The organism is Metalysinibacillus jejuensis (assembly GCF_003057615.1).
GTDB lineage: Bacteria > Bacillota > Bacilli > Bacillales_A > Planococcaceae > Metalysinibacillus > Metalysinibacillus jejuensis.
Genome location: NZ_QAFW01000007.1, coordinates 1 through 13916 on the forward strand (window position 1 = coordinate 1; position 13916 = coordinate 13916).

A 13916-nucleotide genomic window follows, 5' to 3' on the forward strand; every position below is an offset into this window, starting at 1 on the left:
TTTACACGCCTGTTTCTTTGGCATGCGCTCGATCAACAATGGCAAACGTATGTGGAAGAAACTCTGACCTCAGCTCGATTCATTTATCAAGAAAATGATACGTGAATTTCGCTAATCAACACGTGTGTGAAAGAACAGAAGTTGCGTCTATGCGACTTCTGTTTTTTTTTGTTGTTAAGTAATGTTCATTTAAAGTTCATGTAGCTCTTTTACACTTAATATAACATCACATAAGTAAGGAGTAGACAACATGAAAATACTACGAGAAAAGAAAAAGTGGCTAGCTATTGTTGCAGCATGGTTACTTGTTATGGTGACCTTAACGATGGTTGCCCCTACAGCAAAAGAAGTCACAACACCAGCTAAAAATGCTGGCTTACCAGATGAGGCACTTTCAATAGAAGCTAAGCAGATGATTAAAACATACTTTCCTTCTTCAGACGGTACCCCTTTATTTATAGTTATGCATCATGACGCAGGGTTTGATACGGCTACGTATGAACAAGCCATTCATACTGTAGAAGGTTTAGTAGAAGATACGACGTTAGAGGCATCTGTTTTACCACTTTCAAAGATGCCGGAGCAAGCATGGGAAGGTTTTACATCAGAAGACGGTAAAACATTTTTTATACCTGTAACATTTACAGGTGAACTTGAAGGTAAAGAAGTTAAAGCAGAATTAGATACAATGAAAGAGCAAGTAGCTAGCGCATTACCACAGACAGACGTTTTCTTCACAGGGCCTGTAGGTATTGTGGCAGATGCATACGAAATGTTTACAAAAGCTGACGTTGTCTTAATGTTAAGTACAATCGTTGTCATTTTAGTTTTACTTATTGTTATTTACCGCTCACCACTGCTCGCATTTATTCCGTTAATTGGAGCGGGAATTGTATACATGGTAGTAGATCGAGTAATTGGTCTTGTGGGTGGTGCAGGTATTATTGCGATTGATGGACAAGCATTATCAATTATGTTGATTTTATTATTCGCAGTAATTACAGACTATTCATTGTTAATTTTCTCTCGTTTCCGTGAAGAATTAGAGAAAGGCTTACCGACTAATGAAGCGATGAAAAATGCTGTTAAGCATGTACGTGAGCCAATCGTATTTAGCGGTAGCACAGTAATGCTAGGCATGCTCACATTATTCTTTGCAGTATTTGAAATTTACCGTGTATTTGCACCGGTGTTTGCTATCGCTGTCGCTTTTATTTTCTTAGCAGGATTGACATTATTGCCAGCTTTATTTGCTATCGCTGGCGCAAAAGCCTTCTGGCCATTTAATCCTCGTAAAGTGGCAAATAAGCCGAAAAAAGAAGGTATGTGGCATCGTATTGCACGATTTGTAACAGATAAACCGCTAGTATCTATGATTCCTGTAATTGTAGTACTTCTTGTCTTTACATTAGCGGGCAACTCAATGAAATACACATTTAACTTGCTGGATTCTTTCCCAGAAGAAATGTCATCGATTCAAGGATATCATCAATTAGAAACAGCATTTTCAAAAGGTGATATTGCTCCTACAACGATGGTTATCCAAGCAAATGAAACATTGACCGAAGAGAAATTGCAAGATGTAGCTACTGTAATGGAAAAGCAAGAGGGAATTCATGCAGTCACTATACAAGGTGGAGGCAATGCGATTTCAAAAGAGGATGACAAGGTAGCTAAATTAAACGTTATTTTAGAAGAAAATCCGTATGATGAAAAAGCTTTCGATCAAATCGAAGCCATTCGCAGTAAAGCGGATGACTTGTTACAACAAGCACAACTTAAAGATGCTCATTTATATATTGCTGGTGAAACTGCAGAGCAAGCTGATATTCGTGCAACGAGTAAAAGTGATATGATTCGCGTAGGTGTAATCATGTCGATATTAATTGCGATTATGTTAGGCATTCAAACACGCTCACTTATTGCGCCAATCTATATGATGGCAACGATTATTTTATCATTTGGCGCTGCATTAGGGATTACCGTATTTGTCTTCCAAAATGTTTTAGATTACGAGGGTGTGAGTTATCGTACGCCTGTCTATGCTTTCGTCTTTTTAGTAGCGCTAGGCGTAGACTATAGTATTATGCTTATGGCACGTATTCGTGAAGAAGTAAAACATCTCCCGTTAAAAGAAGCTGTCGTTGAAGGTGTTGGTAAAACAGGTGGGGTAATTTCATCAGCAGGTGTAATCTTAGCTGCAACATTTGCTGTATTGATGACACAACCTGTCCTTGATTTACGTGTGTTTGGCTTCTCTGTTTTCATCGGTGTATTAATCGATACATTTTTAGTACGAACAATCGTAATTCCAGCAATTATTGTATTGTTAGGTAAGTGGAGCTTTTGGCCAAAAAAATAAAAAATAAAAACACGTTAGCGTAAAAAGTTAACGTGTTTTTTTGCCGTTGTATAACAGATTATAAATTCATAATGTAGAAATAATCCTACATAAACGAAAAAGATTGTGATGTTTTGCACAAATAAAGAAAATTTTTTATTAATAATGAAAAAAAACGAAGTAGCTTCTATGATAAAAAAGCTGACACTCGAATTAATTAAATATATCTATAAAATGATTCGATTTTCTGCTTTAAGTATATAAAAATAGTTTATGCCAGTATGTGAATAATTACACAACTACATATATAAAAATAACAATATATTATTAAGATTTCAAAATAAAGATATTTTGAAAGCGCTTTTACAATGAGACGAAGTCAGTATGGTAGAGTCTTTACACTTTTAAATAACTATATTTTTTTCTGCTTAATGTGATGTATTTCTTTTGTTATATAATAATCTCTTTTTGAGTGAAATAATAAAAAAAGAAAAAAATAACTTGCCAAGATATAAATATCAATGGTATCTTGTTTAACATAGCCGTTCATAAAGTATTCACAAATAGCAAGAAGGGGGATTAGTGAGAAGATATGAATAAAAACAGATGGTTAATTGCATTATCTGCAATAGCAATCCACTTATCAATTGGTGCGGCATACGCATACAGCGTGTATAAAATGCCAATCGCCGAACAGATGGGATGGAGCGACTCAAAAATAACAATTGCTTTTACGATTATGATGGGGTTAGCTGGTTTTGCAGCTGCACTCTTTGGTAACTTTGTAGAGAAACAAGGGCCAAGACGCTCAGCAATGTTAGCAGCAGTATTATTTGGTTTAGGACAAGCGGGGGCAGGTGTCGCGATTTTAGTAGACTCTGTCGTTTTATATTGGTTAACATACGGTTTATTAAGTGGTTTAGGGATGGGGATCGGCTATATCGCACCTGTTTCTACACTTGTTAAATGGTTCCCAGATCGCCGAGGGTTAGCAACAGGTATGGCAGTATTAGGATTCGGTGCAGGTTCATTAATTACAGCACCAGTAGCTGTAAGTTTAATGAGTGCTGTAGGTATTTCAAATACGTACTTTATTTTAGGCGCAAGTTACTTTACATTCATGATGCTAGGCGCGCTTTACATTGCACCACCGCCACGTGATTATACAGTAGCTGGTATGGAAGCTGTCGTAGCAAAAGGCAGCAAAAAAACAACTGCGGATTTAGCACAGTTGTCTGCAAGAGAGGCTGTTAAAACGAAACGTTTTTGGATGCTTTGGACAATGCATTTAGTTAGCGTTACAGCCGGTATTATGATGATCTCTGTTGCTTCACCGATGGCACAAGAAATTGCTGGTCTTTCGGTAGCTGGTGCAGCGACAATGGTTGGTATCATGGGTCTATTTAACGGTGGTGGCCGTTTAATATGGGCAGCAGCATCAGATTATTTAGGACGCGCCAACGTCTTTATTTTATTCTTTGCTGCAGAAGTTGTGATCTTCTTCTTATTACCAATGACAACAAACACAATTATCTTCCAGTTATTTATCTTCCTCGTAGTTAGTTTCTACGGTGGCGGATTCTCGAATTTACCAGCATTTGCAGGTGATATGTTTGGCACAAAGCAACTAGGAGCCATTCACGGATATTTATTAACGACATGGTCACTTGGCGGTATTTTTGGCCCAATGATTGTGACGTTTGTTAAGGGAGCTACAGGTAGCTATATTCCTGTATTTTATATCTTTACAGTATTAGCAGCACTCGCTTTACTTGTAGCAGTAGCATTGCGTATTGATGTAACACGAGAACGTCGTGGCATTGCGCAAAAAGAAGCTCAGCAACAAGAAACAGATGCTGTGTCACATGCCTAATAATGTATAGCGTGCGTTTAAGCACGCTATTTTTTTAGTATCGTTGTTGTATAACACAATCTTATTATTACTCATACAATATAACAGCTGTGAAGCAGTGTCAATATAAATGAATAAACTAATCAGAATAGTTCTTAATCTACAAAAATAGTGATTAATATAGAGCGGCACACATGCCTGCGATACGACCTGTTACTAAGGCAGCTGTAATGTTATAACCTCCTGTATAACCGTGAACATCTAAAATTTCTCCACAGAAATACAAGCCTTGTTTTTTTCGCGAAGCCATTGTTTTAGGTTCGATTTCTTTAGTAGAAACGCCACCACCTGTAACGAATGCTTTTTCCATCGGTTGTGTGCCTGAAACTTGCATTGTAAATTGGGCAAGTTGCTCGGCTAATGCGCGTAACTCTGCTTGAGAGACATCGGCACCTGTTTTATTAGGATCTAACTTAGCTTGTTCAAATAAAAATAATAACCAACGCTCTACGGCAAGTGCTTTAAATGTATTTTTTAAGGCCTTTTTAGGTTCAGCTTTTGCGAGTTTTTGTAAGTGCAACGTAAGGTTATGTGCATTTTCTTCTATCGTTTGGATTTGCAAGGTGACGGGTTGATTGCCATTTTTCATTTGTTCTTTAACGACAAATTGGCTACAACGCAAAATTGCAGGGCCACTTAAACCAAAGTGTGTAAAGAGCATGTCCATTTTATGTGTCACTACTACTTTACCTTTAGCATTTAACACGCTAACCGCCGTATCGCGTAGTGCCAAGCCTTGTAACGTCTTATCTTTAATAAAATTTTCTTGTGAAAGTAAAGGTACTTCGGTAGGAAAGAGTGGAGTAATCGTATGACCAGCGCGTTCAGCCCAAGCGTAGCCATCACCCGTAGAGCCGGTATGTGGCACTGCCTTACCACCAACAGCTACAATGACAGCGCGTGCTGTGAATTCTTCTGTTGCAGTACGAATGCCGAATACGCGGGTGTCATCCATTAAGAGTTTTTCTACCGCTGTAGCGCGTAAAATCGTAACGTTTAGACGCTCGAGCTCATGTAATAATACGTCAACAATATCGCGTGCACGATTTGATACAGGAAACATTCTCCCGTGGTCTTCTTCTTTTAGCGCGACACCTCGCGTTTCAAAGAAATGAATAATATCTTCATTATTATAAATGCTAAAAGGGCCATATAAAAAACGTCCATTGCCTGGAATGTTTTTAATAATCTCCTCAATCGGAAGACGATTGGTAACGTTGCAACGGCCGCCACCTGAAATAGCGAGTTTTGTGCCAAGCTTCGTGCCCTTTTCTACAAGTAATACTTTTTTATGTTGTTCTGCCGCGGCTACTGCAGCCATCAAGCCTGCTGTGCCACCGCCGATTACAATTACATCATACATCGTGTAACGTCCTTTCATTTTGACGGGCAACTCGCCCTAATAATTTTGCGTTTCTATAATAAAAGCATTTGAGTAAATGCTGTTTCAAGGTTAAACTATACTTTAGGTTTAATGCAATGTTTGATTTTTAATAGAATGGTGGCTGTTTAATGTCCTCGAATAGTTTAATGAAAGGCGCTGCGATTTTAACAATCGGGTTATTTTTATCAAAGGCGCTTGGTTTAATTTATATCTTTCCTTTTTACGCCATTATTGGCGAGAGTAATGTAGCCCTGTATTCCTATGCATACATACCTTATTCTATTATGTTAACTTTTGCGATTTCAGGGGCTCCTAATGCTGTAGCAAAATTTGTTTCAAAATATAATACCTTAGGCGATTATGATACAGGTCGTAGGCTTATGCGCTCCGGGCTATTCGTAATGCTTGGCACAGGGGTACTATCTTTTATTTTACTATTTAGCTTAGCAACACCGATTGCTGAGATGGTAATTAAAAGTGATGAGCAAGTGTTTTCTGTTGAACAAATTGCAAGTGTTATTCGCTGGTTAAGTTTAGCGCTACTTGTTGTACCATTTATGAGTTTATGGCGTGGTTTTTTCCAAGGGTATGGCATTATGACACCAACAGCTGTTTCGCAACTAGTAGAGCAAATTGTGCGTGTCGCATTTTTATTAACCGCATCATTTTTAGTGATGATCGTATTTAGCGGAAAAGTGGAGACAGCGATTTCGATGGCTGTATTTGCAGCATTTGTTGGTGCGGTAGCATCGATGTTTGTTTTACTGTATTACTGGCGTAAATATGTACCAGAATTTGACCGTCTACGTGCGACAAGTGTTGCAAGTGGTGAAGATGTATCAATGGTAACGATGTACAAAGAAATTTTAACATACTCGATACCATTTGCATTTGTCGGTATGGCCGACCCTTTGTTTCAACTTGTAGATATGCTTACCTTTAATGATGCAATGACATCAATTGGCTTAGCTAAAGTAACTGATGATTATTTCGGTATGATTAACTTTTTAACGAATAAGATTGTTATGATTCCTGTCATGTTAGCATCAGGTCTTTCGATGGCATTAATTCCGGTAATTACACGTTATTATACACAAGGTGCGCAAACCTCACTTCGTTATACGGTCGATAAAACGTTTCAAATTATTTTATTCGTTATGCTACCTGCTACAGTAGGTATTATGACGTTATCATATGAAATTTATTATACGTTTTATTCTAAAAGTGAGGCGGGTGCTACAATCCTTATGCATTACGCACCAATTGCCATATTATTTGCCTTATTTGCAGTAACTGCAGCGTTAATGCAAGGTATTAACTATCAAAAGTGGGTAGTATTTAGCTTATTAACAGGGATTTTTATGAAGCTGGCGCTCAATATTCCGCTCATTCGTATTTTTGAAGCAGATGGTTCCATTATTGCTACAGGTATCGGTTATACCACAGCGATTACGATAAACATTGCTGTTATTGTAATTGTGTTAAATTACCGATCTACCATTGTGTTACGCAGAGCGTTGTTAATTGCGATTGTGACAGCATTAATGGCAGCTGTTGTATTTATTGCTAAATGGTTACTCGGTTTAGTAGTAGGTCCACCAGAAACAAAATGGATAGCTATCCTATATGTAATAGTATGTGCACCGCTAGGAGCAATTGCTTACGCCGCAATTACATTAAAAATCGGCTTAGCACAAAAAGTTTTAGGGGAACGAATTACACGCCTTACAAATAAATTAGGTTTATAAGGAGTTTGATTATGCGTTTAGATAAATTACTTGCGAATATGGGTTACGGCTCGCGCAAGGAAGTAAAGCAATTAGTGAAAGATAAAGTAGTGATGATTGATGGCGTGCTAGCAAAAAGTACATCACAACACGTTGATCCTATCGCACAGCAAATTACAGTATATGGTGAAGTTGTAGCGTATCGTGAATTTATTTACGTTATGTTACACAAGCCACCAGGTGTGATTTCAGCTACGGAGGATTTACGCGATACTACAGTGATTGATTTATTAGATCCTACGTTACAACATTTCGCACCGTTTCCTGTAGGGCGTTTGGACAAAGATACGGAAGGGCTATTATTGATTACTAATGATGGTCAGCTGACGCATAATTTATTGTCACCTAAAAAGCATGTGCCTAAAGTATATTATGCGCGCATTGAAGGTGAGGTAACGGAAGCGGACGGTGAGGCGTTTGCGAAAGGCGTTATTTTAGACGACGGCTACGAAACGAAGCCAGCAAGTTTGAAAATTATAGCGTCAGGCGAGCAATCTGAGATAGAGCTAACCATTCAAGAAGGTAAGTTCCATCAAGTTAAGCGCATGTTTGAGGCAGTTGGTAAGAAGGTTGTTTACTTAAAGCGCTTCTCAATGGGGTCGCTTCAATTAGATGACAATCTAGCGCTCGGTGAATATCGTGAGCTAACAATTCAAGAGTTAACACAATTAAAAAGAGCAGGCGAGTAGCCTGCTAAACAGTAAAGAAATGACCCCGACGAAAGGTCATTTCTTTTTTGGGTTAAGATGGAATTTTTACTTTTTTGCTCGTCGTTGTCCATTTGCCACGACTTGGACTTTGTACCAAATCGTTAAATGCTAGTACGTTCAAATCTCTCTGAACAGTACGTGGAGTCATGCTAAACTCGTCGACTAAATCTTGTGTAGTAACTGTACCTCTATCTAAGATAAATAAATACACACTTTTAATACGATTAAGCATTCGGTCAGTAGTAGGTTTCATAAGTGAACCACTCCTTCATCTCAATTCTCTTGGCAAAGACTAGCGGACGACATGAATGTTTGTGCGGAGTGCACTAAGGCTTAAATTTAATTGCCTGAGACATCCCCTTTAAGTTGTAATTGTCAGTCGAATCTGACAACTTCATTATACAAAAAAAGTATAAAAAATACTAGGGTATGCACAGATTTTTAACATGCAATGTACGTATGATTTACAATAGCCGCTAACACTCAGTGTACTTGATACCCGCGTTCAAACTTAAAAAAACATCACTACACAATAATAATTTATTGAATTTTCACCGATTAAGAGTAGAATAGCTGTAACAACGATAGAAGGGGGCAAATGAATTGGATTGGTTACAATTAGCCACAGCTAGAAAAGAAGAATTACTAACAGAATTACAGCAGTTAATTGCTATTAAAAGCGTTTTAAATGAACAAGAGGCATCTGAGGCAACACCCTTCGGTAGAGGACCACTGAAAGCGTTAGAATGGTTACTAACAAAAGGCGAAGAACAGGGCATGTTAACGAAAAATGTTGATCATATGGCAGGGCATATTGAGATGGGGCAAGGCGATGAATTACTCGGTATATTATGTCATGTTGACGTAGTACCTGCAGGTAATGAAGCGAATTGGATGTACCCACCTTTTGAAGGCACGATAGCAGACGGTAAGTTATATGGTCGCGGTGCGATTGATGATAAAGGCCCTACAATGGCTGCTTGGCTTGCGATGAAGCTAGTTAAGGATGCAGGAGTACCTTTAACGAAGCGCGTGCGTATGATTATTGGAACAGACGAAGAAACAGGTTTTCGCTGTGTAGATCGCTATTTCGAAAAAGAGGAAATGCCAACAATGGGCTTTGCGCCTGATGCGGACTTTCCCCTTATTAATGCGGAAAAAGGTATTGCTGATTTATTAATTCAACAAAGGTTTGCTAATGAAAATGAGCAAATTGTAAGCTTCACAGCTGGACATCGATTAAATATGGTACCTGATTTAGCAACTGTACAATTACAAGGAATGACGGTAGAAGTAGGGCAAGCTTTTGAAGCGTTTTTAGCGGAAAATCAATTTGAAGGAACAGCAGAAGTGCGTGATGAGTACTTATTGCTGACGTTAAAAGGACGCTCTGCTCATGCGATGGAGCCATTTAAAGGATTAAATGCAGGCGTGATGCTTTGTGCATTTTTAGCGGATGTTGTCACAACCCCAGCGAGTAAAAACTTTGTTACCTTTGTAAAAGACGCTTTTGCTACGAGTTGTACAGGTGAGGTTTTAACATTAGCCTATCGTGATGAAATTTCCGGTGATACTACATTGAATCCTGGTATTTTTAACGTCACAGCAGGCGTAGCAGAAATTAAAATTAGTATGCGTTACGCTGTCACTTTCCCATTTGAGCAAAAGATTACAAGCGCACAGTTAGCTTTGCAAAACTATGGCTTTACGCTTGATGTTATCGATAACTCACCGCCGCATCATGTGTCAGCAGACGATCCTTTAGTGCAAGTGCTTGAAAGTGTCTATCGCAAGTATTCTGGCGATATGACAACACCTTTATTAGCGACAGGTGGCGGCACGTATGCGAGAGCAATGGCTGAAAAAGGAGATGCCACTTGTGTCGCATTTGGTATGTTATTTCCTGGAGAGCCGGATGTTGCACACCGAGCAGATGAATTTGTCGTAATCGAAAATTTACTAAAAGCGGCTGCTATTTATGCGGAAGCCATCGTAAAATTAGCAGGCCAAACAGAAAAGGAAGATGTTAAATGAACTACGTTTTATATAATGACCAAATTGTAACACGCGATGAAGTTGTAATTTCTCAAGAGGACCGAGGCTATCAATTGGGCGATGGGGTTTATGAAGTTGTAAAAGTGTATGATGGTAAATTTTTCACAGCTAAAGAGCATATCGATCGTTTGTATGCAAGCGCAGATAAAATTGATTTAGTCATTCCTTATACGAAAGATGTATTGCACAAATTATTGCATGATTTAGTAGAAAAAAATGAGTTAGGCACGGGTCACGTATATTTTCAAGTAACACGTGGTGTTGCACCGCGTAATCATATTTATCCAGAGCCATCAGTAGAAGCGGTATTAACGGCTAATGTGACAGAAAACCCACGCCCGATGGCTAATTTTGAAAATGGTGTGCGTGTCATTGTACAGGAAGATATTCGTTGGCTACGTTGCGATATTAAATCAATTAGCTTACTCGGTGCAGCGATGTTAAAGCAAAAGGCACATCAAGCCGGTTGTTATGAAGCAATTTTACATCGTGACGGTGTTGTAACAGAGTGTTCTTCTTCTAACGTATTAGCGATTAAAGACGGTGTACTTTACACGCATCCTGCAACTAACCTTATTTTAAATGGTATTACACGCCAAGTGATTTTAGCATGCGCAGATGAGATTGGTTTGCCAGTAAAAGAAGAAGCTTTCCGCGTAGAAGATATTGCAACGATGGATGAGCTCATCGTTTCCTCTACAACATCTGAAGTAACGCCAATTGTTGAAGTAGATGGTGTAGCGGTAAACGGTGGTACTGTAGGACCGTGGACGCGTAAATTGCAACAAGCTTTCAATGCAAAAGTAGAAGCATTATAAAATGAAGAGCTACCTGTTTAGTGCAGGTAGCTTTTAATGTGTGAAAAAAGGTAGAATAGACGTAACATATCAGATAGAAAGGTGATACATATGGCACAACTTGTAAAGTTACAAGATTATACATCGCGTTACCAAATTGACTTAGCACGCTACCCTACACAATTTGTTCGTTTGAAAAAGAATCAATGGGACCGAGTTAAGCGCCAATGGGAACAAGGTGATGAAGTCGATGATTGGGAGCATATTGAAGAAGAGGAAGAAATGAAGCCACGCTTTTCTTTTATGCGTAAGTGGTTTGTCAAAAAAGAACCAGAAGAGACAGAGGAAGTAGTAGGCGAGCAAGAATTGTTAGCGACTGAAGATGAGATACCGGATGAAGAAACAACGTTAACATTCAATCCTAAAATTGTCTATGCACCGCAAAGCTTGAAAGAGTTACGTCAAATGTTTATGAATCAGTTTTTTCACTTTCAATTAAAATGGGCGAGCTCGACATTACGAGAAAAATCTTACGTAGATCCAAAATTTATGCGCGATTCTTTTTTACGAACTGCACTACTTAGCTTGCCTGATACGTATCTCGTATTTTACTATCCTATTATTAAAATTAAAAAAGCACCTGTAGAATTAGCGATTATTATCATTACGCCAACGGAGTGTTTATGTATTAATAAATTAGAACAGGAAGACCAAGCAGTATACGTAGCAGATGGCGACCGCTTTTGGACAAAGAAAGTGGGGAAAAAAGATAGTAAAGTACTCAATCCGTTTATTAGCTTAAACCGTACAGAGGCTGTACTTGAACAATTATTTGACAGTGAAAATATTACGATGCCCATTCGTAAAGTATTATTGTCCCGCAATGGCTATTTTGATTATCCAGGCACCGCATTTAATACGCGCTTAATTGATAAGCGTAATTATCAAGAGTGGTTTGAACAAATTAAACGTTCGGCTTCTCCTATGAAGCATATGCAAATTAAAGCAGCGCAAACATTACTTAATCAAGCACAAATCACATCATTTAATCGAAATATTTGGCAAAACGATGAAGAAGCGACAGACGATGAAGCATAAAACTACAAAATACTCCGTGACCGTCTCTGCTAAAAGACGTACAATATAAAAGGATATACGCTATTTGAAAAAAGCTGAATAAGGTATAATGTCGTAATATGACGTAAAATCGTAATAAAATTTTGCAATAACGATATTTTTGCTTAAAAATAGTGTACAATTTAATGAGTTAGAAAAGAGGAAATAGTATTGAGATTACGAAATAAACCTTGGGCAAGTGAATTTATTGCCGATCATCCGGAAGTTATTATTCCAGACCCAGAACAACATAAAGGACAGTGGCAACAAGTTTTCGGTAACACCAACCCACTACACATTGAAGTAGGTACAGGTAAAGGGCAATTTATTACCGGTATGGCGCTTCAAAATCCAAACATTAATTATATCGGCATTGAGCTTTATGATAGCGTTATCGTTTGTGCGCTTGAAAATGCCATCGAGGCTAAATCTCCTGCTAATTTACGCTTGCTAAAAGTAAATGGCGCGGATTTAAATAAATACTTTGCGAAAAATGATGTGTCTCGCGTTTATTTAAACTTCTCAGATCCATGGCCAAAAGTGCGTCATGCTAAACGTCGTTTAACGCATGAAGGTTTTTTAAAAACTTATGAAGACGTGTTAGTAGATGAAGGTGAGATTCACTTTAAAACAGATAATCGTGGGCTATTTGAATACTCACTAACTAGTATTTCTGCATATGGTATGTTGTTAACGTATGTATCACTCGACTTACATGCGAACATGCCAGAGGATAATATTATGACAGAGTATGAAGAGAAGTTCTCAGCTAAGGGGCAACCAATTTATCGCTTAGAAGCAAAGTTTCAATTGAAGTAAAGAGATAAAGGGGGAAGTGTAATGGATAAATTTCAATTTCACGACATGACATTAACATGGTTAAATGGGGGCGTGACATGTTTAGATGGGGGTGCAATGTTTGGGGTTGTACCGAAACCACTATGGTCACGAAAATATCCAGTTAATGAAAAAAATCAAATCGAATTACCGACAGAGCCGATTTTAATTCAGTATCAAGGTAAAAATATGCTGTTAGATACAGGTGTAGGCTTTAATAAATTAAATGAAAAGCAACTTCGCAATTACGGTGTGACACAAGAATCATCGTTAAAGAGCAGTCTAGAAGCGCTAGGTTTAACGGCTAATGATATTGACTATGTGTTAATGTCACATTTACATTTTGATCATGCAGGAGGCTTAACGGAATGGCAAGACGATGTATTAGTACCTGCCTTTCCAAAAGCAAAAGTGTATGTATCACAAATTGAATGGGATGAGATGCGTGCACCTAACATTCGTTCACGCAATACGTATTGGAAAGAAAACTGGGAGCCGATTGTTGATCAAGTCGTCACGTATGAAGATCAGATCGAAGTATTGCCAGGTATCGAAATGATTCACACAGGTGGTCACAGTGAAGGGCACGCTATTTTGAAGTTTACCCAAAACGGCGAAACTATTTTGCACATGGGTGATATTATGCCAACCCATGCCCACCAAAATCCGCTATGGGTACTTGCGTATGATGATTATCCTATGACGTCGGTATTTGCTAAAGAACGTTTAATGAAAGAAGCTTTAGCAAACGGCTACTGGTTTAGTTTTTACCATGATGCTTATTATCGTATGATTAAGTGGGATGCAACAGGTAAAGAAGTCATTGATTGCCTAAAGCGCAGCAATGAAGCGACAATTCAATTTGACAAGTAAGGGATAAACACAGCAGGCGAGACAATTTGCCTGCTGTGTTTTTTGTTTGTAATAAAGAGTGATACAAGTTGGTGCTAAAGTAATGTAAGGGTTTTCAAAGTAGG

11 protein-coding genes are annotated in these 13916 nt (G+C 38.4%); 9 read left to right on the forward strand and 2 right to left on the reverse strand.

All coding sequences use genetic code 11. The features are described from left to right. Positions 1 to 250 precede the first annotated feature (250 nt). Positions 251 to 2362 (forward strand): MMPL family transporter, encoded by a 2112-nt coding sequence (locus tag DDE80_RS03885; protein ID WP_108306374.1) that lies wholly within the window; start codon positions 251 to 253, stop codon positions 2360 to 2362. Between the two features lie 571 nt (positions 2363 to 2933). Further along, positions 2934 to 4214, forward strand: coding sequence for an L-lactate MFS transporter (locus DDE80_RS03890; protein WP_108306375.1), 1281 nt, complete (start codon positions 2934 to 2936; stop codon positions 4212 to 4214). 154 nt (positions 4215 to 4368) lie between these two features. On the opposite strand, the gene DDE80_RS03895 is transcribed toward DDE80_RS03890, so the two are convergent. Further along, positions 4369 to 5616, reverse strand: a complete 1248-nt coding sequence (locus tag DDE80_RS03895; RefSeq protein WP_108306376.1) for a BaiN/RdsA family NAD(P)/FAD-dependent oxidoreductase — start codon at positions 5614 to 5616, stop codon at positions 4369 to 4371. A 149-nt stretch (positions 5617 to 5765) separates the two neighbouring features. Here DDE80_RS03895 and DDE80_RS03900 point away from each other — a divergent pair, with 149 nt between their 5' ends. After that, complete coding sequence (locus DDE80_RS03900; RefSeq protein WP_108306377.1) at positions 5766 to 7385, forward strand: putative polysaccharide biosynthesis protein; 1620 nt, start codon at positions 5766 to 5768, stop codon at positions 7383 to 7385. Positions 7386 to 7396: 11 nt separating this feature from the next. Beyond that, a complete protein-coding gene (locus DDE80_RS03905) occupies positions 7397 to 8113 on the forward strand; it encodes a pseudouridine synthase (RefSeq protein ID WP_108306378.1) in 717 nt (238 codons plus the stop codon). Between the two features lie 52 nt (positions 8114 to 8165). On the opposite strand, the gene DDE80_RS03910 is transcribed toward DDE80_RS03905, so the two are convergent. Beyond that, positions 8166 to 8387, reverse strand: a complete 222-nt coding sequence (locus DDE80_RS03910) for a DeoR family transcriptional regulator (protein ID WP_036142527.1) — start codon at positions 8385 to 8387, stop codon at positions 8166 to 8168. Between the two features lie 350 nt (positions 8388 to 8737). On the opposite strand from DDE80_RS03910, the gene pepV reads away from it, so the two are divergent. The 5 genes from pepV to DDE80_RS03935 all read left to right on the forward strand — a co-directional run bounded on the left by pepV (position 8738) and on the right by DDE80_RS03935 (position 13812). Continuing rightward, positions 8738 to 10168, forward strand: a complete 1431-nt coding sequence (gene pepV, locus DDE80_RS03915) for a dipeptidase PepV (protein ID WP_108306379.1) — start codon at positions 8738 to 8740, stop codon at positions 10166 to 10168. Next, positions 10165 to 11007, forward strand: a complete 843-nt coding sequence (gene dat / locus DDE80_RS03920) for a D-amino-acid transaminase (RefSeq protein ID WP_108306380.1) — start codon at positions 10165 to 10167, stop codon at positions 11005 to 11007. The genes pepV and dat overlap by 4 nt, the downstream gene beginning before the upstream one ends. Before the next feature lie 90 nt (positions 11008 to 11097). Further along, a complete protein-coding gene (locus DDE80_RS03925) occupies positions 11098 to 12084 on the forward strand; it encodes an NERD domain-containing protein (RefSeq protein WP_108306381.1) in 987 nt (328 codons plus the stop codon). Between the two features lie 189 nt (positions 12085 to 12273). Beyond that, on the forward strand, positions 12274 to 12921 hold the full coding sequence (gene trmB, locus DDE80_RS03930; protein ID WP_108306382.1) for a tRNA (guanosine(46)-N7)-methyltransferase TrmB: 648 nt from the start codon (positions 12274 to 12276) through the stop codon (positions 12919 to 12921). A 21-nt stretch (positions 12922 to 12942) separates the two neighbouring features. Next, positions 12943 to 13812: a YtnP family quorum-quenching lactonase gene (locus tag DDE80_RS03935; RefSeq protein WP_108306383.1), complete on the forward strand. Its 870-nt coding sequence runs from the start codon at positions 12943 to 12945 to the stop codon at positions 13810 to 13812. Positions 13813 to 13916 lie beyond the last annotated feature (104 nt).

Coding starts and splice junctions, on each gene's coding strand:
- DDE80_RS03885 (WP_108306374.1), top strand. CDS start 251: ATGAAAATACTACGAGAAAAGAAAAAGTGGCTAGCTATTGTTGCAGCA.
- DDE80_RS03890 (WP_108306375.1), top strand. CDS start 2,934: ATGAATAAAAACAGATGGTTAATTGCATTATCTGCAATAGCAATCCAC.
- DDE80_RS03895 (WP_108306376.1), bottom strand. CDS start 5,616: ATGTATGATGTAATTGTAATCGGCGGTGGCACAGCAGGCTTGATGGCT.
- DDE80_RS03900 (WP_108306377.1), top strand. CDS start 5,766: ATGTCCTCGAATAGTTTAATGAAAGGCGCTGCGATTTTAACAATCGGG.
- DDE80_RS03905 (WP_108306378.1), top strand. CDS start 7,397: ATGCGTTTAGATAAATTACTTGCGAATATGGGTTACGGCTCGCGCAAG.
- DDE80_RS03910 (WP_036142527.1), bottom strand. CDS start 8,387: ATGAAACCTACTACTGACCGAATGCTTAATCGTATTAAAAGTGTGTAT.
- dat (WP_108306380.1), top strand. CDS start 10,165: ATGAACTACGTTTTATATAATGACCAAATTGTAACACGCGATGAAGTT.
- DDE80_RS03925 (WP_108306381.1), top strand. CDS start 11,098: ATGGCACAACTTGTAAAGTTACAAGATTATACATCGCGTTACCAAATT.
- DDE80_RS03935 (WP_108306383.1), top strand. CDS start 12,943: ATGGATAAATTTCAATTTCACGACATGACATTAACATGGTTAAATGGG.